Below are 23152 nucleotides of genomic sequence, written 5' to 3'. Positions count from 1 at the left end.
TATCTGTCTAATCTAAATAATCTTGTATCTATTAGCATTTAGATTTTCGCTTTTAGCTTTTAGCTTTTAGCTTTTAGCTTTTAGCTTTTAGCTTTTAGCTTTTAGCTTTTAGCTTTTAGCTTTTAGCTTTTAGCTTTTAGCTATCAAAATGTAAATTAAACTATTTTTAAGTAAACACTGCCTTTAAAAAAAGCAGTGTTTACTTCGCTATAAAGCTTATTTATAAAAGTCTTTATACCATTTAATTAGCTCACTAACGCCTTGCTTAACACCTACTTGGGCCTTATAGCCAGTCGCATTAAACAAATCCTGCGTGTCAGCATATGTTTTATAAACATCGCCCGCTTGCATTTCGCGAAAGTTTTTATTTGCCTCGGTACCAAGCTCACCTTCTATTGCTTCAATAAACTTCATTAGGTTTATTGGGCTACCGTGGCCAATATTATAAACCGCATAAGGGGCAGAGCTAGTAGCTGGCGAACCGCTCTCTACTCGCCAGTCAGGGTTTGCTTTAGGTATAACATCGGCAGCGCGTACAACACCTTCTACAATATCGTCTATGTAAGTAAAGTCGCGCCACATATCACCATTGTTGTTTATATCAATAGTATCGCCGGCGAGTATTTTTTTAGTAAAAATATACGGCGCCATATCAGGGCGCCCCCACGGGCCATAAACCGTAAAAAAGCGCAGCCCAGTGGTAGGCAAGCTATATAAATGCGAATAGCTGTGAGCCATTAGCTCATTTGCTTTTTTAGTTGCCGCATAAAACGATACAGGGTGGTCAACACTATCGGTAGTTTCAAATGGCGTTTTTTCGTTTAGGCCATAAACAGAGCTAGATGATGCATAAACAAGGTGCTTAACATTATTATGTCTACATCCTTCAAGCACATTTAAATGCCCTACTAAATTAGAATCAGCATAGGTATCTGGGTTTTCTATTGAGTAACGCACACCCGCTTGCGCAGCTAAGTGTATTACTTTATCAAACTGCTGTGCTGCAAATAACTCGCTCATTGCAGCACGTTCGCTTATATCAAGCTTAATAAACGTAAAATTATCATGGCTTTCAAACTGCGCTAAACGTGCCAACTTTAAATTTACATCGTAATAATCGTTAAGGTTATCTATACCAACAACAACATGGCCAGCAGCCAATAATTTTTGGCACGTTGCAGCACCAATAAAACCCGCTGCACCTGTAACTAAATACTTCATAAAATTCCTAAGTTTGGGAAGGTCGAAAGATTAAAGGTGAAAGTTCAAAGGTCAAAGGTCAAAGGTCAAAGGTCATAGTTCAAAGGTCAAAGTAGAAAGATAACAACTCAAAAAAACCTAATCCCAAGCTTCAATCGTTTTCATTAAGGAAGATATCATTTTTGATAGCTGCTTAGATTCTACTATCCAAGCTTCTGCTGTTTTTGTATCTACCTCACCAATTTTTAAGGCAATATATAGCTGTGAACGAAGCTCTCCATAGCTACCTTTAGAGTAAGAGAGAAAACGACAGTAGTCTTTAGCAGTTTTCCTTTCATACCCCTCTGCAATATTTGATGAAATTGATAATGCAGATCGTGTAATTTGATCTTTTAGCCCAAATTGCTTACTAGTCTTAAAATAAATAAAAACTTCACAAGCTGAGTCCGCAGAGCGTTGCCAAACGTTTAAATCTTCAAATTGCACAACGCCCCCTACTATAAATTAACTTTAAGCCTTAAATCTTTAACCTTCGGTCTTTAATCTCAAGCCTTCAACCTTTAGCCTTTAGCCTTTAGCCTTTAGCCTTTAACCTTTAACCTATTATCCAATCAATCACTACCAAATAAATCACGTGTATACACTTTATCTGCAATGTCGCTAAGCTCTTCAACCATACGGTTAGAAACTACTACATCAGATATTTGCTTAAACTCATTTAAATCTTTTATAACGCGTGAGTGGTAAAACTCGCTCTCTTCAAGCACGGGTTCAAATACAACAACCTCAATGCCTTTGGCTTTAATACGCTTCATAATGCCCTGAATGGCAGAGGCTCTAAAGTTATCAGACCCTGTTTTCATTACTAAACGGTACACACCTACCACTTTAGGGCTGCGCTTAATAATTGAGTCGGCAATAAAGTCTTTACGTGTTGTATTGGCATCTACAATTGCGCCAATAATATTGTTTGGTACATCTTGGTAGTTAGCACGTAGTTGCTTGGTGTCTTTTGGTAAACAGTAGCCACCATAACCAAACGACGGGTTGTTGTAATGGTTACCAATACGTGGGTCTAGGCCTACACCTTGTATAATTTGCTTAGAGTTTAAGCCATGTGCTTCTGCGTAGCTATCAAGCTCATTAAAATAAGCAACTCGCATAGCAAGGTAAGTGTTAGAAAATAACTTAATCGCTTCAGCTTCTGTTGAGTCAGTGAATAGCACTTCAACATCTTGCTTAATTGCACCTTGCTTAAGTAAGTTAGCAAAAACAGTTGCTCGCTCGCTTTGCTCACCTACAACAATACGTGACGGGTGTAAGTTATCGTACAGCGCTTTGCCTTCACGTAAAAATTCAGGAGAGAATATTAAGTTTTCAGCATTAAGTTGCTGCTTAATATCAGCCGTAAAGCCTACCGGGATAGTCGACTTAATCACCATGACCGCATTAGGGTTATGCGCCATAGTATCTTTAATTACGGCTTCAACAGAGCTAGTATTAAAGTAGTTGTTTTCAACATCGTAGTCAGTGGGTGTAGCTATAATTACGTAATCAGCGTCTTTATAAGCGGCTACCTTGTCAGTAGTGGCTATAAAATTTAAGTCATCACGCGTTAAAAACTCACTAATTTCTGTATCAACAATTGGTGACTGCTTATCGTTTAAAAGAGCTATTTTTTTCTCGTCAATATCAAGTGCAACCACTTCGTTATGTTGCGACAAAAGCATAGCGTTCGAAAGGCCTACATAGCCTGTACCTACCACGGCAATTTTCATGTTATTCCTTTAAGATTTAATTGATGATTAGTAGCATTTATTTTACCAGAGAAGTATTACATCAGCTATTACATTTCTGTTGGACTCTGCCAAGAGCATTAGCTGAAGTTAAATTTAACCTTTTATATTCACAACATTTTGTTTTTCTTGGTTAATATTGTCTTTTTTGGCATTCCATACTAAGTCACATATACCATCAGTTGGATTAAAACCAGTTGGGGCATCTATCAATAATTGACGTATTGACTCGTGATCAAAGTTATGACAAGCAATATCTAAGGCTTCAATAAATACGTTAAATTCAGATAAAGGCAACATAACCTCGTTGGCGGTCATTATACGTTCATGTGACGTTTCCCCTACGTTATCGCCTATCAATAGCTCTTCATAAAGCTTTTCACCTGGGCGTAAACCTGTACATTTAATCTCTATGTCGCCGTGAGGATTAGTGTCATTTTTAACTTCAAACCCTGAAAGTCTAACCATTTTAGTAGCAAGGTCTTTAATTTTTACAGGCTCCCCCATATCAAGTACAAACACATCACCACCTTTACCCATTGCGCCTGCTTGAATCACTAATTGCGCAGCTTCGGGGATAGTCATAAAAAAGCGAGTTATATCAGGGTGAGTTAGCGTAATTGGGCCGCCCTCTTTTATTTGCCTGCGAAATAGGGGCACTACAGAACCGCTAGAACCTAATACATTGCCAAACCGTACCATACAAAATCGCGTTTTATGTTTAACGCCTTGCTCTTGCGCTAACCCTTGCAATGCAAGCTCTGCCATACGCTTAGTGGCGCCCATTACATTGGTAGGGCGTACTGCTTTATCTGTTGATATAAGCACAAAAGTTTCTACCTTTGCGTTTACTGCTGCTTTTGCAGCGTAATAAGTACCAAATACGTTATTACGCACCCCCTCAACAACATTATGCTCAACTAACGGCACATGTTTATAAGCCGCTGCGTGGTAAACCGTTTTAACACCAAATGCAGTCATTACGGTTTCTAGGCGATTAATGCGCTGTACAGAGCCCATAATTGGTACTAGTTCTATTTCAAAGTTGTTATTTGTTATGTATTCGCATAGCTCTTTTTCTATGGAATATAGAGCAAACTCGCTTTGTTCAAATAACACTAATTTAGTTGGCTGCTGTTTTACTATTTGCCTACAAAGCTCAGAGCCTATAGAACCACCTGCACCGGTAACCATTACAACTTTATTGGTAATATTAGCTGTCATTAAATCACTGTTAGGGGCTACAGGATCACGGCCAAGTAAGTCTTCTACGCCTACTTCGGTTATTTCAGCAAGCTTTGCTTTACCTTCCACAACATCGGCCATACCTGGCATAGAAAGCACTTTAACCGCGAGCGGTTCTAATTGTGCCAAAATTTCTTTTCGCCGAGCACGTGTTTCACTAGGCAGTGCTAATAAAACTTTACTAACTTTTCGTTTATCTATTAGTTCGTAAACTCCTTGGAAATTAATAACGGGAATACCTTGAATAATAGATCCGTGTTTTGATATGTCATCATCAATAAAGGCGCTAACAAAATACTCAGGCCCTGCACCTAATGCTGTAGCTAATTGCCGGCCAGCAGAGCCTGCACCATAAATAATCACAGATTCTTTTTTATTGGTTGTCATTTTACCGATAATCGCACGTACTAAAACACGTGCTCCACCCACTGTTAACAAGCAAAGCCACGCAAAAATAAATGGCATAGTACGGGGTATATTTACACCCAAAATAAAGGCAATTAAAACTAAACTAACCGTTGTAATAACAGTACCTAAAACTATTGCCCAAATAGCTTGTGAGTTCATATACCTAAGTACGGCACGATATAAACCTAAGCTTATAAATGTATATAAGCTAACAGGTATTAACACTGCCAATAACAGCCAATTGTCTAAACGCTGAAGTGGCTCAAAGCTATCTAACCTAACAATTAATGCTAGCCAGAACGCTGAAGTGATGAATAATGAATCAATACAAAGTGTAATAATCCGCTTTTTAGCGCGAGAAGCATTTAAAATTGAGCGAATAAAACTATCCATTGTTAGTTCCTGTGAGGTTTATGTAGAGGGCATTGCCCATTAATTATTTTGATTAAACAACATGTGGATTGTAATAAGTATAATTGTTCGCGGCCAGTTTATAGAGAAGCTTAAAGGGTAATCAACAAACTACACACATAAATTACTGAAGAAAACACATAATTTTATTGAAATTATTATTCGTGTGATAAAGCGAACGCTTTATCTATGCCCAGATGGTTTTTAAGTTTAAATTAACGCGTAAAGAAAGGTTGTTTAACATTATAAAAAATAAAACCTTTCTTAAATTATTAAAAGTAAGAGCTATCGAACTCTATCACCACTACCACTGCCCATAACAGTCATTAATATATATTTAAAGTAGTTACCGATAGTCATAGTATCTATCATTTCACGGTCTGTTTTGGCAAGTAACTCAGGGGTAGACATATCAATTTCGTTAACTTGAGCAAGGCCGGTAATACCAGGGCGTACGTTAAATACATTTTTAGCTTCACGTGCTTGTGTTAATTCTTCTTGGTTAAACAATCCAGGGCGAGGGCCAACTAAGCTCATTTCACCTTTTAGTACATTCCAGAGCTGCGGTAATTCATCGAGTTTTGTCTTACGTAAAAAACCTCCAAAAGGAGTGATCGATGCTGTACTCGCTAAATGACTTGCTACAGATGCTGTATCAACAGTCATAGTTCTAAATTTAACAAGAGTGAACGGTTTTTTGTTACGCCCTACCCGCTCTTGGGTAAATATCGGTGAGCCGGTATCAAACAAACCAATGATGTATAGAATCACTAAAAATGGTGACGTAAATAATAAACCAAATAGTGAAAATAAAAGGTCGAGTAAACGTATCATTTATAAATCCATTAATTTTTTGAGAGTTTTTTAGCTGCCAGTTTAAAACCATCTTCTACAGAGTATGGTGGTGTCCAATTAAGTGTTTTTTTTGTATGTGTAATATCCAATTGTAATGAACCTGTTAAGCGGTCTATCACTGCTTGCTTACCTAATAATTTACCGACAAACTTAAAACACCACACTGGTACAGGTATAGCCAAGTTGGGCTTACCTTGTACTTCTGCCATAAGCTCAACCATTTCAGCAGTAGATAAATCGCGATCATCGCTCGCTAAAAATACTTGGTTCGCTGCATCGGGATGACCGACACACACATTAATTAAATCAACTAAATTATAAACGGATACTAAACTTCGTTTATTTTTACTAATCAATCTAAACGGTAGTGGAAAACCTTTATCAACCAACTTCATTAAAGATGCAAAGTTAGCTTTAACACCTTCACCGTACACTAGCGGAGGGCGAATAATAACTATCTCCATACCTGTTTGTCTGCCAAGCTCTAACAATTGTTGTTCAGCTTCGGATTTAGAGATACCATATGGATCTTCAGGAGCATGTTTATCGGTTATTTTAAAGGGTAGTTTGCCAGTTGCGCCCTCACCATTAACTTTAATGGAGCTCAAAAAAATAAAGCGCTTTACACCTGCTTTCGCTGCTTGTTCAGCTAATTTGAGTGTTCCAATGGTATTAATAGCTCTAAACTCTGAAAGTGGGTCAACTGCATTATCGTTCATTACATGAACTCGTGCAGCACTGTGTATAAGTACATTGACCGGCCTCAAACAACTTTTAAGATCAAGATTTTGCGTATCAGACAAATCAAAAAAATTAAAATGGGGATAACTTGATGGTGCTTTACGGCCTAAAAGTAAAACATTATCAGGTTCGAGCCTTCTCAACATTACACTACCCACAAAACCTGTATAACCTGTTAAAGCAATCATTGGTTATCCCTCGCTAATAATGCGCTATAAATTTCTAAATGTTTATCAACAACACTATTAACATCAAACTCTTGCTCTGCAAATTTACGAGCTTTCAGCCCCATATTAGACCTAAGCTGTGTATCTTCGATTAAGCGAATTAATGCTTCAGCTAGCTTATCTGAATCTCGCACAGGCACAGTTAAGCCTGTTTCACCTTCAATAACAGCATCTCTACAACCGGGGTTATCAGTTGTTACAATAGCTCGACCGCATGCAGCCGCTTCAATTAAGACTTTTGGCACCCCCTCACCGTAGAAAGATGGTAAACACACAATGCTGCTACTAGAAAAAACATCGGGGATATCATTTCTGTGTCCTAGATAGCTGATGACCTCATCTTTAACCCAAGTGTCAATTTCTGTTTGCTTTACAGAGTTAGGATTCTCTAAATCGGGTGTACCAATTAGTAAAAATTCAACATCAGAGTGAGTCTTTTTGACTACTCTTGCCGCTTCAATATATTGATATACACCTTTTTCTATTAATAAACGGCACGCCATAGCAACCTTTAGTGGTGGAGCTTGGTTCTCTGGTTCAAACCTATAAACAGATAAATCCGCACCTGATCCTTTAATTAAAAATTTATCAGTGCTATTGAGCTTAGCAACTCGGGTTAGTATTGCCTCATCAGATGTATTTTGAAAAATAACAGTTTTAAGCTTTTGTGAAAGAGCAACCTTATAGAATGCAGATGCTATGAACTTCGTTACTTTCGCTCTAAATGTATTAGCAGTAAATACATAGCCTAAGCCAGAAATTGCAGCCACAAACGGAATATCTTTCTTAACTGTTTTTAATGCTATGCCAGTATAAAGCACAGGCTTAATAGTAATTGCGTGTATCAGGCTAGGTTTAACATCTTCAATAACTTGCTTAATAGCTTTTATCGTGTTTATTTCTGCTTTAACCCCACCGCCACTTCGGCTAAATGGAACCTCAACAACGTTAAACCCCATAGCAGCAAGCTCTGCTTTGTGCTCAGTGAAGCGGCAAGCAATAATAACTTTGTAACCTTCTTCTAGAGCCTTTTGGGCGATTGGCAAACGGTGTGAAATGAAAAACCAGTCAACATTAACTATAAATAAAAGTCTTGACGGTTTCATGAGTTACTGGTTCCATTTATCGCTTTTCTTATCTTTTCAATCGAAAATGACTTAATATCATTAAGGCCTAGGCGATAATTGATTTGAAATGGGGATGTTTTAGAAGTCTCAAAATAGCCGGGCCAATAGCGCTGGGCCAAGATCGTAATTGGGTATTTATAAATCCCTTTTTTAATCGTCTCACTATTAGGTGTAAACAGGTAGGCATTTATCAAGTCATCATCTAAAAAAGGAGCCACGATGTTTATATTATATTTTTTTGCAAGGAGATACTTTTGCATTTCCCGTGCTGGTAATACTCTAAATAAATAAACCACTCTTAAAACTAAGTGCCAATCTTGATATTTATTATGGAGATCTTCTAACTCTGATAAAAAATATTTTTCATGGTCTGTAGTAATACTTTCATCTTCAGTCATTGCACACAGAATTGAATTCCTAAAATCTAACTGTGTTAAACATTTAATAGCTTTACTAAAGCGGTATAACTTTCGCTTCAAAGGGCTGCTTTTATCTTTATAGATAGGTAACTTCGACAAAGGATAAAATAAATACTTAGCCCAAGAAAGCCTAGTCCAGAGTGTATAAACCTTATCAAGTGGCAACCCATTTAAAAGAGAGTCAGCTCCTTGACCATCTATCAAATACTTTGCCTGGTGAGGTTCAGATATTCTATCAAACAACTCTGGAAAAACTAAGGAGATTGAATCTGAGATATATTCACCAGTTTCGTCAATAAATTCAGATGCTCTATTACTTAAATCTGTATCCAAATTATGAGACTCAAAGGGAATACGAATAGAATCACAAAGTTCATTTGCAATAATGCCTTCTTTCGGTAGGCTGGTCATTTGACACATTATCGACTTTGATAAAGTAAATTTATCATTTACGAAACCTAGCAAAGCTGACGAGTCAATCCCCCCACTAACTAATATATCAAGTTTAATACTAGGGTCTAATTTAGAAAAAAAAGCACTTAATTCTTGCTCTAATGAGGGGGTGCTGTTGGTAGCCAAGCTATCTATGCTTGGATAGTAAGAACTATACTTAATACCAATTTCACTAATATCAAAACGAATATAGGGAGCTGTTATATACACACCTGAATACTGAGTAAATGGCGGCAAGATAAAACCAAACTTTTTATAAAACCCAACACTATCAGGCAGCTCTTCAGAGTTTTTTAGATAATCTGTTACACCAGCTAAAGAATCAGACACATAAAGTACGTCATCGAATTTAAAAATAAAAAGCCTTGTAGCTAAGCTAACACTAAAAAAAGAGATATCATTCCCAATGAAATTTAAGCCCAAGCTTTTTTCAGCCCAACCTTTAAACAAACTAAAGCTTTCAAACTCAATCTTTTCTTTGTCTTTTAAAACACAAAATTCCATGAAACGGCCCTGTAAAGTTAAATGAATAGCTTTCTGTAAATTAAGTAAGGTATAAAACCAAAAGAAAAACATTTTAAAACTGAAAGAGTTAGCTTTTTATCTCTTTTGTAAAGCTCCAATTTAAACTTATGTAGAGACTTTTGATTTTCATTCATTTTATTCGAATGTTTGTTATAAGCATGTAATAGGCCCTTAATTTTATTTTTTGAAGTGGAAATACGACCCTGCTCATGCTCTGTATGTAAAATATATAAAGGCTCATTAAGCCTTAAAGCTGGACCATAGCATTCAATTAGCCTTAACCACATATCGGCATCTTGTGCTGAGGTGAGCTCCTCATCGAACCCCCCTAACTCTAAAAGTTTAGCTTTTTCCGTTAAAACTTGTGTACCGGCTATATTTCCCCACAACATATCCTTAAGGTTAATTAGCCTCTCAGACTTAAACAAAGTCGTCTGGCCCGACTTTTTGACTACGGTAGTATTAGAGGTTATGAAAGAGTATTCTGGTTTATATGCATTAAACAGCACTTCTAATCTATTGGGTGTAAACTCATCATCGTCATCCAACCCTGCAATGTATTTCCCTCTAGCTATCTTGATACCTTCATTACGGGTATAGCAGGCGCCTTTGTTCTCACTATTGCGGCGATATCGTATAGTTAACTGGCTATGTTTTTTATAATTTTCCAAAAAGTCATGTACATCTACATTAGAACAATCATCAGATACTATGACTTCAAAATCCGTGAATGTTTGATTTTCTAAAGAGGACAATGCTCTATTTAGTAATTCCAACCTATTGTGAGTTGTAATAACAACACTTATTAAAATATCCACTATACTCCCACTAACTAAATAAAGCCGTTTTGTACTCAGCTATAACTGATGTTCCATATGTTATTTGATACAGTGACACATAAACGTAAAGAGTTGAAAAGAAAACAGTAATAGTTTTGTAGCTAAAATTTGAATACTTATAAACTAAAGCAACCAAGAGTGGCAAGAAGAAGAACATCATTTCATAAAACCTAAAACTAAAAGATGACAACTCCCTTAATAGGTTGAGAAAAATAAGGCCTAGCAGCATACTATTTATAAAAAAGTAACCATACTTTCTTAACTCGGATGGAACAACCTTGATATTCCAAGCACACCAAGTCAAAAGTGTGATATTTAAAAAATTTATTGAATTAAAAACATTAATTGGAGTAGTAACATATGCATTAAAATCATTGTAATACCTTAATACTTTTTCACTTTCAACAAACATCAGTATTACTTGGAAAAATGTATTAACAAAGCTATATTGAAAAATAGACAAAAATTGCATAAGAAAAGCTATGGCAGACAAATATAATGTAAAATTCAAGTTATTTATTCTAATTATGGGCATCATAATTAATAGCAAAAACATAGACTGATGGGAAAGTACGGAGCAAAATAACCAAATACAACCCAGTAACTTATTTCTATCTAAGAGAAGGTTGCCATAAACAAAAAAAGCAAGCGCTAACGAAAACCTTATTTGCATCATAGTTTGAATATAAAAAAAGTAACCCGTATACAAAAATAGGAAAACCCACCTATTAGCATTAAGTAAAGCACATGCTTTATACAATAAAAGCATTGTAACTGTAGAAAAAACTAACAATGCAAAATTAAACGAAAGCCCTAAAATATAAGATAATTGAAAAATTAATTTAGGAATAGGCTCAACAAGCAACTCATAGAAAGAATATGTTCGATACCAAAGGTTATAATAATTCGCAAAATCTAGATCAACACCAGCGCCTCTAGCACCGGCAAAAAATGCTAACAATAAAAAAAAGCAAAGCTGGAAAGAACTTTTTTCACTCACACGAAACAAGTTTGTTAGTAAAATAATAATAGGTATTAAAAAATAAGGAGCCAAATCAACCTACTTTAAACTTTTGAAGAAATGGAAGGGTTTATAGGCAATCCATACCTTTCAAATACAGCATTTATTTGAAGATCATTTCTGTTTTCCTGTAGCATATTACTGTTTGCTAGCGCAATGTCCTGAGAACTTTCAATCACTAGAAACCTTGACTTAAAATCACGGTCGTCTGATACTTTTTTATGTTTTGTATTATTTAGTAAGGCCATTGCTTTAAACCAAATATCATCTGCATTAGGTGCAAGCGTTGAGAAGTTTTCAATATTTAAACATTCAGAACTTAACGAGTTCGTTGGATAAAGAACGCCACCAACCCCTATAGCAACAGAATCAAAATTCGGTTCAGTAACTTTTTCTTCATGCTTCCAAGAGCGATAATTACCAACTTTGCCACTTTTATCATAAGTCATTTTTCTTGTGCAGTGTGCAATAATACTTTCAGGGTGAGCTAGATGCTCGCGGTGCAAAAGCTCTAACATGTCGTGTGGGTAAAGCACATCATCATCAATAGTTACAATATTCGCATCAGGAAACAACTCTACAGTAGGTATCAACTTTTTATATGACTTGTAATTAGGACAGAAACGAACCTCCAACCCTCTTGCCATCTGCTTTTTTAAAATAAGAGGAATACTATCTAGAGTAAATTCGTCTTCATCGAGCCATAAAATAAAACGGTCAGGTTTTAATGTTTGCTGTGCGATTGACTCAACAACTAAATGTACATCATGTATTCTTTTGCTATAGGTCGTAAAACTAACTATCAACTCTTTACGACCACCGGAGTTTTTCTCAATAAGTGTACCCTCTGCACTTAATGATAACCCTTGGAAGTAATTTATTTTTATCCCTAACGCTAGTTTATTTTCAAAACTAGTAATTAAATTAAAAAGTTTTTTTAAAAACAAAACTACTTTTTTAAACATATCAAGCCTGTATTACATTAGCTAACGCGAGGTTTAGCTTATTTCATTTAAAGAATTTAACAAATAAGTTTCAGATTTAATGCGCAGTGCTGATAAATTCTCTTTTGCATTAGTAAAGTCAATTGTCAGCTCGTCAACATCTGCTATTGATTCGATATGTCTATCACATAATTCAACTGAGCCGAGTAAACCACTGGATCGCAAATCCACTTTAGAATTAAATTTAATCGTAAAAAATGGTACTTCATTGATTAGCGAAAATACTGTTCCATGGAAGCTTGTAGTTACAACAAACGATGCGTTTTTAAATAAACTCAAAAACTCCCGCGGAGAGGCTGTTGTGATGTTGCTCTTTGATTCACCCGCTTTTATTTTTGATGAAATTACTTTCACTTCTAACCCAAGCTTATTTTTTACATACTCCACGACCGCAGCCGTATTTGAATTCTTCTCCACTTCATAAACAAGTAAGTATGGGTTATCAGTGCTTTCTTTAGAAGACAATAACTTATTCCACTCTTCGTTCTCTAGCAACAAAGTAGGATCCAATGTTACGACTGACTCTAAATCGAAATTGTCCTTTATCTCATCACTTAAAGATTTTTCACGCACTCCTATTGCACTCAAACCTTCCAATTTACTCTTAAAGCTAGGGGTAAAATTTGAAGCTTCCATACCATTCCCCATACTTGCGGCATAAGAAAAAACTGATTCTGTTCTGATATTTTCATTCTCACCAAAGTATATGTTTTGGATACCACTTGTTATGTTGAAGTTCCATATCTGGTCACTTCCCAGTACGACATGGGAATAACTTTTACAACCTCGATTAAGGTCGTAGGTAGGTAAGTAGTTTTCTATAAAATCATTAAAGGCAGAAGAACGTTTACTCTTTCTTTTGTAATCTGCTAAAAGCAATAACCAAGATTTACAAAAGCTAAGTAAAGGTTTATTTTTATAAGATGGATAAAGGCTGTATTTTTTTCCAACTGTATCATTAGCATCTTGTATAAATTCTGATTCAAAGCCTAGAAGTTGAAGCTTACGATATAAACCATAAGCTTGTAACACAGCACCATAATTATGTGCATTGTGAAACGTTATAATTCCAATTTTTTTATTACTCATTAATTTCTCTTTTAATCAATTCTAGTTTTGACTTTTTATTTTTTTAAAGTCTTTCTTAAAACATTCATACCAGTTGACCCTATCATTTTCTTAGCTTTCTTTTTCATTTTATAGGCGCGATCTTCTGAAATATTCCTAATTAGCTCTAAAGCTTTGCTCTCTTCATCACTATCAGTAAAGACTTCGAAAAGGATAGGCTGCTCAGTTATTTCTGCATTTAGAAACTTTTCTGTATGTAAAGCAAACTCTTCTTTAGAGGCTGCACTAAGATACTCGAATCCTAGGTTTTCAGCGTAATTTTTTACCAAAGACGAAGACTTATTTCCAAAGTGTTCTGCGGCAGCTATCAGCTCATCAGCTCCCTCTCCAAAGTAAGCCGCATGGTGATTATACTGCCTAAACTCCGTACCTTTACCATTGTTTATAATTAGAACCCTAACATTCCTACCAACATGCTTGTTTCCCATAACATTCATATCATAGAAAAAAGCTAAGTCACCTAAAACACAAAAGTTTAACTTTTCAGGATCAGCAAGTGACGAACCAATTAATGTAGAAAGTACGCCATCAATTCCAAAACCACCAACATTTGATGAAGTCGAGACACTCTTTGGAACTTCAAAAAAATTCCATGAACGTAAACTATTTAGTATGCCTAAATGCACGACAGAAGAGCCTGGAATTTTATGAGCAATTTGTGAGGCGACCCAGATATTTGAAATAGGAAGGTCAGGTAGGTTTGATTTTGCACTTTCAAGGGCTTCAAAACACTCGGTAAAGTAGTTAGACTCTTGAGTTGATGATTGAATGCTTTTTTGGCTATAAGTCAAAAAGAAATCTTTTTCTCTCATATCAAAAACGTATCTTAATTTTCTGAACGGATCTCTAATTTCACCATCTTCACTAACCCTCCAGACGGACTTACCTGCTAAAGAAATACTCGCATAGTCACCGCTTACCTCTCCAATATGTATCATTACATCTGGTTTAAATTGAGATATATCCATAACATCTTGGGTCGCTACTAATGAAAAAAGCAACCTATGTTTGCCTTTATAACCGCTTGTGTGGTCACAAAAAACTACCGCATTATAAGTTTCGCAAAACTTATCCAGCACTTCCGTTTCTTCCTCTGTCCATTTTTTATGTGCGCCAATAAATACAGCAACCCGTCCTGATAACTCAGGCATTTTATCATTTACTGTTACCCTGTTTATAACACGGTATTTAGGTAGTTCTTTATTTTCAAAAGGAAGCGTATATGTAGTCGGTAAATTGATATGAACAGGCCCACCACCATTTCGAGTAAGCTCTAAAATAGCTTTGTTCACCTTTACCTCACAATCCCATAAATCCTCTGCATCTTTTACTACAGGCAATTCAACACTAAATTTCGCAACATCATTTTGTATTACACTACGATCAATAACTTGTGCAACATTATGTCCAACCCTTCCGAACTGCTGCATTGATGTAATAGCCAATACAGGTAACTTTCTATAATAAGCTTCGGTTAGGCCTGGCGCGTAGTTTCTAGAGGCTGTAGCCCCTGTACAGCTGATTACAACTGGCTCACCACTTTCTTCTGCTAAGCCACAGGCAAGATATGCGGCAGAGCGCTCATCAACAGATGAGTAGATTGTAAAATAAGGATCATTCTGAATACTACCAATTAATGCAACGTTAGTTGTACCTGGTGAAGCCACAACCAAACGGATCCCGTGGGCCTTTAACAATGAAATTATTATCTGTGCGTTTTTTTCTTTTGTAATTAATTGACTCATGTTTGTGAATTCCGTTTATTTAAATCTGTAGTATACATATCTAGCTTTATTTTTAAGACCCGTTAACTCTGAAAGGCTTGTAAATACACTTTGCTGCTTATCTTTAATTGCTTCCTTAGGCCAATTTATTGCAAGGAATTGGGGAGCATCTAAAAAAGTATTTAAACACTTCTTCAAACCTTCAACCGGGTCTATAAAACTACTAGTATCGATAAACTGGTTGATCTTACTATTATCAAACTTTCGATCGTAAAGTCTATCATATTTGATTTGGAATGTAGCAGTATGATGAGCGGTAAAATCTACCATATTTTGTAAGCTGACTTTAGGGAGTATGTTGTGGTACTTTTCTAACACATCACTATAAAGGCTTAATACTTCTTGCCACTTAAGGCTTTTATCGTTAGTAATGTGAAAAGCCTCTCCTAATGCATCTTCATGGCCGATCAGAGATACGATTCCTCTGGCAACATCCATACCATAAGTTAGAGTAGTAACTTTTTCATTTATATCATTTGAAAATGCTATAGGTCTTTTTTTTAAGGCTCTATACAACCACGCTTCTTTCTCAAGCACACCTAGTTGTAACCTTTTTTCACTGTAAGTTATATACGGACGTATAATAGTCCAGTTCTTTTTAGATGATGCAAAAAGCGCATTTTCTTGTCTAGCTTTCGTTAATGCGTATTCATCAGTTTCTAAATATTGTTTATCATTTGTCGTATCTAGCAACCTCGGGCTATTTTCTGTTAAGGGCGTTGATGACTCTGCATAGACTCGAGCAGAACTTAAATATACATATTGACCACAATTTTTTAGTAATTTTTCAATTCGTGATTCAAACACACATGTTGAATACACCATAAAGTCAACAATAACGTCCCACTGAGCAGTTAAAAGCTCGTCTAGAAACAAATTGTTATGGGCATTGCCTGTTATATAATTTACTTCATTTACGTTTTGTTTTTTACTACGCGTTGTTACCGTAACCTCATCGCCACGTTCTGATAAAAGTGCAGCAAGATGCACCCCCATAGCTCCAGTGCCACCAAGTAATAATACCTTCACTTAGCCCTTTCCTTATTAAAAATTTTCTTTCTGAGCAGCGTTAAAACTTTTTCTCTCCAAGCCTTATCAAGCCCGACATAAAACATTGTGATTGATGATACTAAAATACAGCTAAAAATAGTAAAAAGGGAACTAAAGATCCCATTAGGTAAGAGTAAATGGCTAACATATGCAAATAAGGAAGAAATAATAACCAAGGATGATATTGGGATACAGGCTTGTTTGATAAATAGCGGTATAGGTAAACCAATTAAACCAGAAACTAACTTCAACCTAGCAAAAAACATTACAACATTAATACTTATTGCTACGACAAATACACTGTACGCAGGAAACCCTAAATTTAAAACAATATATGCAATGACAAAAATCGATAATTGTAAAATTCCTAAGGTTAATTCATACGCTTTCATTTTACCTGGTGCACGTGCGGCAGTAGCAATCGGTAAGCTAATTGATAAAACCAAAGACTCCACTAAAGCTAGCTTTGAAAATAAAACTACTTGATCCGGTAGGTCTGTTAACCAAATAGTTAACACGGTTTCCATTTCAATAAGTAAAGGTAAAGCAAATACCCACATTAAGAAAAATGTAAGTTTTGAACCATTGCAGATGAGTGAAAACAGCTCTTCATTATTCTTATTTGCGTAGCTTTTTACAATAGAGGGATACAAGCCCGTATTGAAGTTATTAGAAAATATATTAATTTTTGAAGATATAGTTATGGCTATTGCCCTTGCAGCAGCAGCACTTGGATTAAAAAATTGATTAATAAGTATTGTTACAGCTTGTAACCTCGCTGCAGTTGATAGTTGCCCAAACAAGCTCCAACCTGTGAACGAAAACACTTCTTTTACAAGCGAAGAGTCCCAATAGAAAGTATGTAATTGACATTCTGCGTATTTTTTAAAACATATACTCGCGTAACATAGCATAATAAAAATAGAAACTATTAATAATAAAATGCCATACACTTCAAGTTTATCACCAGGTAAATGAACCAGAGCAAACACAGCTGCTAGTTTTATTATCGCTTCTATTATGGATATTAATGCAAAATATTCCATATCTTCATGTGAAATAATAATTGCAATCAATGGAGCCGTTAGAACTGTAAAGAAGAAAGTAAAAACTGAGCATTGGTATAAAAAGTAAGCTTCTTCTGCACGTTCTATCGGTACATTTAAGTGGTTACTAACAAACCACAATCCAGGCCCTTCTAATAGGGCCAATATCACTATACCTATTAAAACAAATATAGAAATATTGACTATAAATGTTGTTTTTAGAAGTTTTTCATCATTTTTACCTAATGCAAACGAAAAAAAACGCTGGGTAGCTGAAGCCATACTTCCACTCAAAAAAGAGCATAAGGTTACTATCCCTGCTACTACGCTATATATTCCGTAATCTTCTACACCAAGAGTTTCTAATACAATTCTGACAGTATACAGACTTACCAAAAGTAGTAAAATCTGCCTAAAATACAGCATCATAGTGTTTTTAAAAATTTTTTTGCTAATCATTACTCTAATCTATATCGAGGAAATCTAATCTATATCGAGGAAATCTAATCTATATCGAGGGGATCTAATCTATATCGAGGAAATCTAACTACTATCAGCGAATATTAATTCAGCAAGCTAAGCTTATTTAGTATAAATTCGGCTCTGTTATCCCAACAGTTTATCTTAGCTATGCTTTGACGAGCATATCGTTTTTCAAGGGTGTCACTTGATAGCTCATTTTCAATTGCCTTAATGAAATGTGTATGATCGTCTACAACTGATATTAGATTAGATATATCTTTACTGATATCACAACTAACTGTTACAACTGGTAAGCCATAAGAGAAATACTCCATAATTTTAAGTGGGTTACGATACTGATTAAACTCACTTTCTTTATAAGGACATATCCCTAAATCAAAATTTACTAATTGCTCAGCAAGCTGCTCATAACTCAGAAAACCTAGCAAACTAATGTTTTTAATATCTTTCAGCTCATTGACAGCTTCTTTATTTTTATCTGGTCCGATCAAAAATATAGAATAAGTCGTATAGTGCAGCGCTACTTTTTTTATTAAGTCATAATCAAAAGTTGAATCCAACTGACCTATAAAGCCAATTTTTTTCTGGGGCTGCTCATTCATTTTCAGAACCCCAGAATAAACAAGCTCTCTTGATATAGCGTTTGGGTAATAATATATAAATTCGTTATCAAACGACTTATAACGTTCATAAAGTTTCGAGCTTGATACTAATGTAATTAAACTAGCCTCTACACACAACTTTAATATTACATCAAAGTTTTTATTACTCGAAAACTTATAATTCCTATCTTCTTTATAATTATCATAATGAAGATAAATATATTCACCATTATTTTTTAGATAAGTATACTGTTCTGGCTTGTAAAACCAGTTAATATATTTCTCACCATTAAAAAAATATTTTTTTGCAAAGTATACTTGCAATTTAATTGGTAGCGTAACACAAACAAGCATTAAAAATTTACTTTTCAATGCTAATGACACCGGAAGCAGAGTAATCAAGTCACCAACTTTTATGTTACCCTTCGCTTTCTCCCCTACTTTATTTTTGCCCTTATTCTTAAATTTATTATAAATAACTTTAAGAATAAATTTAGGGTTATTAAAATACAATGCTTTCCCAGCACTCTTAGTTACCAACGCCTCTATTTCTCTTCTTCTGTGAAAAGAGTTATAATCACCAGTTACAGAATAAAATATATAGTTCATATGCTTATTTACTGATCTGATTTATATTCATAGTTATAATAACCATAGTACCCATAGGCGTTACTTGCTTTACGTATTACTCCATTAAACACAACGCCTTTTACATCAATACCGTTTTGATCAAAGCGGTCTCGCGTTAATTCTATTTCTCGAAGGTGGTTTTGGCCAAAGCGTGCTACCAATAACGTAGTACCTGTGTGTGCACTCACTATTGCAGGGTCGGTTACCGCGAGTATTGGAGGGGTATCTATAATTACTATATCGTAAGCAGCACTTACCTCTTCAACCAGCTTACTAAAGTTGCTGTGCATTAATAGTTCTGAAGGGTTTGGTGGTATTTGCCCGCGGGTAATTACATTTAGCCCTTCTACTTTGGTTGGTTTAGTAACTTGCTCTAGGTTTAAACGGCCCGATAGGTAGTCACTCAGGCCATTGTCCCATTTTAAGCCAAACTGTGTTTGCAAATAGCCTTTGCGCATATCGGCATCAATAATAAGTACTTTTTTACCACTTTGCGCAAGCACCGAGGCTAAGTTAACCGATATAAACGATTTACCAACACCTGGGCTTGGGCCCGATATAGCAATAATATTGTTTTTAGCTTCCATCATCGCAAAATGTAAGCTGGTACGTAGGCTACGTAGTGCCTCTATTGAAAGGTCTGCAGGGTTATCGATCGCTAATATACTTTTAGCCTTCGCCGTTTTATTTTTACGGGCTTTAGTAAAGCCGGTTAGCTTATCTTGATGGTCTGAGTGCGGTACACTTGCATAAACAGGTATGCCTAGAGCTTCTATCTCGCTTGGGTCTTCTACCCCTTTATGCATGGCCTTTTGTATAAGCACAATTGCAACACTTAGCATACCGCCAAGCATAGTCGCCATAACCACTATTAGTGCTTTTTTAGGTTTTACTGGTTTTGTGGTGTTTACCTCGGCGTAGTCAATAACACGTACATTACCTACGGTGCCTGCACGTACTATGTCGAGCTCTTGGGTTTTACTAAGTAGCAGTGTATATATTTGGTTGCTTACCTCAACATCGCGCTTAAGGCGTAGTAGCTCTTGTTGGGTTTCGGGCAGGCTACCTACCTCGCCAATTAGCTGGTCTTTTTGTTTTTCTACCGCTTGAATTTGCTCAACAATACCTTGATATGACGGGTGGTTTTTTTTGAATTTACGGCCAAGTTCTAAGCGCTTTAGGTTTAGCTCTTGTAGTTTGGTTTCAAGCTTTACAACTTGCTCAAGTACGCCTTGGGTTTCGAGCGTTATGTTTATAGATTGGCGCTTTATTTGGTAGTCGTTAAACCGCTGCTCTGCGTATTCAAGTTGCTTTTTTATCTCTGGTAGTTGTACTTCTAAAAACTCAAGCGACTTTTGTGCCTCAGCACTGTTGCGCTCTACGTTACGGCGTACATAAATAGCAGCCACTTTATCAAGCACTTTTTCAGCATAACTTGGCTTGGTGCTTTGCAGGCTTAAAATTATTATGCCTGAATCTTTGCCTTTTTCACTGGCACCAATAGCGGCTTGTAAATCAAGTATTGTATTTAGGCGATCATGGCGTGTAAGTAAAAACTCGGTGCCTGGGCGTGCATTAAGCTCGCGTACTGTTAAGTTAAACTTACCATTGGTAAGCTCCTCACCTACTTTACCAGCGAGTATTTGTTCGCCGTCAGCATTTAAAAGCGCCACGCCATTATTTGTTTGTGCTACAAGTGTAAACTTTTGGTTTACAGCTGTGCGTGGTACGTCAAACCTAAAAATATTTATGTTTTCGCCGCCCCAAGCGTAGCTACTTGCACCAAAGCTTGGCTCGGCTAAGTCGCCCTCTTCCATTGGCATAAATTTACGATAAGCGCGATTACCAATAAATGGAAATAGCTTAGGCTCTGCTGTTATATCAAGCTTTAATGTATCTACTGCCTCGCCAATTACGCTGCGCGATTTAAGGAGCTCGATTTCTGTTACTGCGGCCGATGTGCTTTCGAACATACCGGCCATATCGTCAAACCCTGGGACAGATGCGCCGCCATCTTCTACTTGAATCATGGCGGTGGCCTGGTAAACCGGTGTGCTTAATACAGCATAAACCACACCTACAAACATAAATAATGCGGTTATGCCGGCTATAAAATATTTACGATCGAGCAATGCACCCAATAGTGCCATTAAGTCGATTTCTTGAGTGGGTTGTGCGGTATTTTTACTTTTATTACTTGGCTGGGCAGTCATTAATTTAGCCATTCCTTATAAATACTTTTGCCAAGCGCTACATGCGCTATCGATTAATGTGTACACGTGTTCAAAAGCCTCTTGGCTTTGGCGGTATGGGTCGGGTATTTCGGCGTTGTTTATCCACTTACCTAATAAAAAGGTTTTACCGCGTGCCTCTGGATAACGGGCGTGTACATCGTTTAAATGGCGCTCTTCCATTACTAAAATAACGCTGTTTTGCGCTACCAAAGCTGATGTTAATTGGCGGCCTTGGTGGGCATCCATATTTACACCATTAGCTTGTGCAATTTGTTTTGCTGTGGCATCGGCAGGCTTGCCCTCTAATGCGGTTAACCCAGCCGACGATACTTTAATATTTTTACCTTCAAGCTTTTGTTTTAATACATACTCACCGGTAGGACTGCGGCATATGTTACCCGCACATACAACTAAAACTGAATCAAACATTTTCTTAAAAACCTTTTAGTTGTTAATATCATTTATGTTATCAACCGTAGATACTGATGGTAATAATAAACTTATTACACGGTTCCAACGTGCAAGCGGTGCAGAAGTTACATAAACAATATCATGTGGCTGAAGTTCAAATTGCTCAGCAAGCACCATTGCTGTAATGTTTTTTGCATGCAATTGATATACGTTTGCAATATAACCGGTTTGCTCTACATTACTTTTACGCAGTACAAAAACGCCATTTGCATCGGCGGTTGTTTCGTTTAAACCACCTGAATCGCTTAATGCTTCGGCCAAGTTTAAACCATAGCGATTAAGGGTTACTGAACCTGCTTTTTTTACATCGCCTAGTACAAATACTTTCTGTGCGTCGTTACGGCTTACATGCACTATATCACCATGCTGTAATAAACGATTTTGCGAAATATCGCCATGCGCATAAAAGTCATCAAGCTGAATGACCTCTGTTTTATCGCCGCGGGTAAAGGTAACTGTGCGCCAATCGGCTGAGTCTGTTAGGCCACCGGCTTGGTTTAGTGCGTCAATTAGGGTAAGCGGTATTTCGGTTACAGGGTAAACACCTGGCTTATTTACCTCACCTGTTACGTACGCTTTTTGGCTTCTAAAGCCCACTACTTTTACATCTACTTGTGGGTCTTCTATTACTCGGCTTAACCGCTTTACTAGGTCGTCACGCACTTGGCTAATAGTTCGGCCTGCGGCAGGTATGTTAGGCGCATACGCGTAGGTAATTGTGCCGTCTTTTTGCACTCTAAAGCCATCAAACTCAGCGGTACGCTGTACTGCGGCAGGTATTGTAAGTTCGGGATGATCCCACACGCCTATCGTTAGTACATCACCTACACCTAGTTTGTATTCGTAGTTGCTGGTGTTTACACCTGCATTACCTGAAATAGGCTTAGCGGCAGCCTGTTCTAACTTTTGTGTGTTTAAAAGCTGAGAGTCGATAATTTGAATGTTTACTTTTTCGAGATCTTGCTCAAGGTTATATTTTTTTTCGCCTGAGTCTATGCCTTCAAAATGGCTACCGGGTACTATTGTACAACCTGATATAGCTAGCATTACGAGAGAAGTTGCGAGTGATTTACAGCTTAACGCCATTGTAGAATCCCAAAATTATTTTAAATATTACGCTTGCTCACCAACCTTGGTGAGTACTTATTTTTTAGCGATGTAATTAAAGCATGAGGTATGTTTACGCGCAAGAGTGAATCGATTTGTTGAAGCTATCAGCTATCAGCTATCAAAATAGAAAAATTTCTCACGTGTTTTGTATTATTATTATCCTGGACTAAAACCACACTGCTCCACCAAGCCGCCTACAACGTAACATATAAGTCTAGTAGAAAACGCATTTCGGCGTGAAGCTTGCTCAGGCAGTTTTATAAATACTTAAAATCGATGCTTATAAACGCCAGCACGCTGCGCGTCTACTAGATCCCTAGCACTTCTCTCCCTCTTCCTCCCC

19 protein-coding genes are annotated in these 23152 nt (G+C 36.7%); all 19 read right to left on the bottom strand.

Annotated elements, in window-relative coordinates:
* Nucleotides 1-216: 216 nt before the first annotated feature.
* The 19 genes from CWC04_RS17935 to CWC04_RS17845 all read right to left on the bottom strand — a co-directional run bounded on the left by CWC04_RS17935 (nucleotide 217) and on the right by CWC04_RS17845 (nucleotide 22785).
* Nucleotides 217-1221, bottom strand: coding sequence for an NAD-dependent epimerase (locus tag CWC04_RS17935; protein WP_138686063.1), 1005 nt, complete (start codon nucleotides 1219-1221; stop codon nucleotides 217-219).
* 117 nt (nucleotides 1222-1338) lie between these two features.
* The gene (locus CWC04_RS17930; RefSeq protein WP_138686062.1) at nucleotides 1339-1686 is read right to left on the bottom strand and encodes a four helix bundle protein; all 348 of its coding nucleotides are present in this window, start codon (nucleotides 1684-1686) and stop codon (nucleotides 1339-1341) included.
* A gap of 125 nt (nucleotides 1687-1811) precedes the next feature.
* Nucleotides 1812-2978 (bottom strand): nucleotide sugar dehydrogenase, encoded by a 1167-nt coding sequence (locus CWC04_RS17925; RefSeq protein ID WP_138686061.1) that lies wholly within the window; start codon nucleotides 2976-2978, stop codon nucleotides 1812-1814.
* 114 nt (nucleotides 2979-3092) lie between these two features.
* The gene (locus CWC04_RS17920) at nucleotides 3093-5042 is read right to left on the bottom strand and encodes a polysaccharide biosynthesis protein (RefSeq protein ID WP_138686060.1); all 1950 of its coding nucleotides are present in this window, start codon (nucleotides 5040-5042) and stop codon (nucleotides 3093-3095) included.
* A gap of 303 nt (nucleotides 5043-5345) precedes the next feature.
* Nucleotides 5346-5894 (bottom strand): sugar transferase, encoded by a 549-nt coding sequence (locus CWC04_RS17915; protein ID WP_138686059.1) that lies wholly within the window; start codon nucleotides 5892-5894, stop codon nucleotides 5346-5348.
* 11 nt (nucleotides 5895-5905) lie between these two features.
* Nucleotides 5906-6844, bottom strand: coding sequence for a UDP-glucose 4-epimerase family protein (locus CWC04_RS17910; RefSeq protein WP_138686058.1), 939 nt, complete (start codon nucleotides 6842-6844; stop codon nucleotides 5906-5908).
* Complete coding sequence (locus CWC04_RS17905) at nucleotides 6841-7989, bottom strand: glycosyltransferase family 4 protein (RefSeq protein ID WP_138686057.1); 1149 nt, start codon at nucleotides 7987-7989, stop codon at nucleotides 6841-6843. Before CWC04_RS17905 ends, CWC04_RS17910 begins: the two co-directional genes overlap by 4 nt.
* On the bottom strand, nucleotides 7986-9386 hold the full coding sequence (locus CWC04_RS17900) for an asparagine synthase-related protein (RefSeq protein WP_171038598.1): 1401 nt from the start codon (nucleotides 9384-9386) through the stop codon (nucleotides 7986-7988). Before CWC04_RS17900 ends, CWC04_RS17905 begins: the two co-directional genes overlap by 4 nt.
* A gap of 17 nt (nucleotides 9387-9403) precedes the next feature.
* Entirely contained in the window at nucleotides 9404-10225 is an 822-nt protein-coding gene (locus CWC04_RS17895) for a glycosyltransferase (RefSeq protein WP_171038597.1), read from the bottom strand.
* 10 nt (nucleotides 10226-10235) lie between these two features.
* On the bottom strand, nucleotides 10236-11300 hold the full coding sequence (locus tag CWC04_RS17890) for an EpsG family protein (protein WP_138686054.1): 1065 nt from the start codon (nucleotides 11298-11300) through the stop codon (nucleotides 10236-10238).
* A gap of 11 nt (nucleotides 11301-11311) precedes the next feature.
* The gene (locus CWC04_RS17885; protein ID WP_138686053.1) at nucleotides 11312-12232 is read right to left on the bottom strand and encodes a glycosyl transferase; all 921 of its coding nucleotides are present in this window, start codon (nucleotides 12230-12232) and stop codon (nucleotides 11312-11314) included.
* A 33-nt stretch (nucleotides 12233-12265) separates the two neighbouring features.
* Nucleotides 12266-13360, bottom strand: coding sequence for a polysaccharide pyruvyl transferase family protein (locus CWC04_RS17880; RefSeq protein ID WP_138686052.1), 1095 nt, complete (start codon nucleotides 13358-13360; stop codon nucleotides 12266-12268).
* 35 nt (nucleotides 13361-13395) lie between these two features.
* A complete protein-coding gene (locus CWC04_RS17875) occupies nucleotides 13396-15144 on the bottom strand; it encodes a thiamine pyrophosphate-binding protein (RefSeq protein WP_138686051.1) in 1749 nt (582 codons plus the stop codon).
* 15 nt (nucleotides 15145-15159) lie between these two features.
* Nucleotides 15160-16212 (bottom strand): NAD-dependent epimerase/dehydratase family protein, encoded by a 1053-nt coding sequence (locus tag CWC04_RS17870; protein WP_138686050.1) that lies wholly within the window; start codon nucleotides 16210-16212, stop codon nucleotides 15160-15162.
* Nucleotides 16209-17738, bottom strand: coding sequence for an MATE family efflux transporter (locus CWC04_RS17865; RefSeq protein ID WP_249326199.1), 1530 nt, complete (start codon nucleotides 17736-17738; stop codon nucleotides 16209-16211). The genes CWC04_RS17870 and CWC04_RS17865 overlap by 4 nt, the downstream gene beginning before the upstream one ends.
* Nucleotides 17739-17842: 104 nt before the next feature.
* Entirely contained in the window at nucleotides 17843-18973 is a 1131-nt protein-coding gene (locus tag CWC04_RS17860; RefSeq protein WP_138686049.1) for a glycosyltransferase, read from the bottom strand.
* An 8-nt stretch (nucleotides 18974-18981) separates the two neighbouring features.
* Nucleotides 18982-21207: a polysaccharide biosynthesis tyrosine autokinase gene (locus CWC04_RS17855; RefSeq protein WP_138686048.1), complete on the bottom strand. Its 2226-nt coding sequence runs from the start codon at nucleotides 21205-21207 to the stop codon at nucleotides 18982-18984.
* A 15-nt stretch (nucleotides 21208-21222) separates the two neighbouring features.
* Nucleotides 21223-21657 carry a low molecular weight protein-tyrosine-phosphatase gene (locus tag CWC04_RS17850; RefSeq protein ID WP_138686047.1) on the bottom strand — a complete coding sequence of 145 codons (435 nt, stop codon included), beginning with the start codon at nucleotides 21655-21657 and terminating at the stop codon, nucleotides 21223-21225.
* 15 nt (nucleotides 21658-21672) lie between these two features.
* On the bottom strand, nucleotides 21673-22785 hold the full coding sequence (locus CWC04_RS17845; protein WP_138686046.1) for a polysaccharide export protein: 1113 nt from the start codon (nucleotides 22783-22785) through the stop codon (nucleotides 21673-21675).
* Nucleotides 22786-23152: the final 367 nt, after the last annotated feature.

The organism is Pseudoalteromonas sp. S2893 (assembly GCF_005887105.1).
Classification (GTDB): domain Bacteria; phylum Pseudomonadota; class Gammaproteobacteria; order Enterobacterales; family Alteromonadaceae; genus Pseudoalteromonas; species Pseudoalteromonas atlantica.
The sequence above is the reverse complement of the archived record's forward strand: the minus strand, read 5'-3'. Positions and strand labels throughout refer to the sequence as shown.

What these genes read in the sequence shown, in the direction of transcription:
- CWC04_RS17885 (WP_138686053.1), bottom strand. Translation starts at nt 12,232, where the DNA reads ATGTTTAAAAAAGTAGTTTTGTTTTTAAAAAAACTTTTTAATTTAATT.
- CWC04_RS17920 (WP_138686060.1), bottom strand. Translation starts at nt 5,042, where the DNA reads ATGGATAGTTTTATTCGCTCAATTTTAAATGCTTCTCGCGCTAAAAAG.
- CWC04_RS17925 (WP_138686061.1), bottom strand. Translation starts at nt 2,978, where the DNA reads ATGAAAATTGCCGTGGTAGGTACAGGCTATGTAGGCCTTTCGAACGCT.
- CWC04_RS17910 (WP_138686058.1), bottom strand. Translation starts at nt 6,844, where the DNA reads ATGATTGCTTTAACAGGTTATACAGGTTTTGTGGGTAGTGTAATGTTG.
- CWC04_RS17915 (WP_138686059.1), bottom strand. Translation starts at nt 5,894, where the DNA reads ATGATACGTTTACTCGACCTTTTATTTTCACTATTTGGTTTATTATTT.
- CWC04_RS17850 (WP_138686047.1), bottom strand. Translation starts at nt 21,657, where the DNA reads ATGTTTGATTCAGTTTTAGTTGTATGTGCGGGTAACATATGCCGCAGT.
- CWC04_RS17875 (WP_138686051.1), bottom strand. Translation starts at nt 15,144, where the DNA reads ATGAGTCAATTAATTACAAAAGAAAAAAACGCACAGATAATAATTTCA.
- CWC04_RS17855 (WP_138686048.1), bottom strand. Translation starts at nt 21,207, where the DNA reads ATGACTGCCCAGCCAAGTAATAAAAGTAAAAATACCGCACAACCCACT.
- CWC04_RS17865 (WP_249326199.1), bottom strand. Translation starts at nt 17,738, where the DNA reads ATGATTAGCAAAAAAATTTTTAAAAACACTATGATGCTGTATTTTAGG.
- CWC04_RS17860 (WP_138686049.1), bottom strand. Translation starts at nt 18,973, where the DNA reads ATGAACTATATATTTTATTCTGTAACTGGTGATTATAACTCTTTTCAC.
- CWC04_RS17845 (WP_138686046.1), bottom strand. Translation starts at nt 22,785, where the DNA reads ATGGCGTTAAGCTGTAAATCACTCGCAACTTCTCTCGTAATGCTAGCT.
- CWC04_RS17900 (WP_171038598.1), bottom strand. Translation starts at nt 9,386, where the DNA reads ATGGAATTTTGTGTTTTAAAAGACAAAGAAAAGATTGAGTTTGAAAGC.
- CWC04_RS17880 (WP_138686052.1), bottom strand. Translation starts at nt 13,360, where the DNA reads ATGAGTAATAAAAAAATTGGAATTATAACGTTTCACAATGCACATAAT.
- CWC04_RS17935 (WP_138686063.1), bottom strand. Translation starts at nt 1,221, where the DNA reads ATGAAGTATTTAGTTACAGGTGCAGCGGGTTTTATTGGTGCTGCAACG.
- CWC04_RS17905 (WP_138686057.1), bottom strand. Translation starts at nt 7,989, where the DNA reads ATGAAACCGTCAAGACTTTTATTTATAGTTAATGTTGACTGGTTTTTC.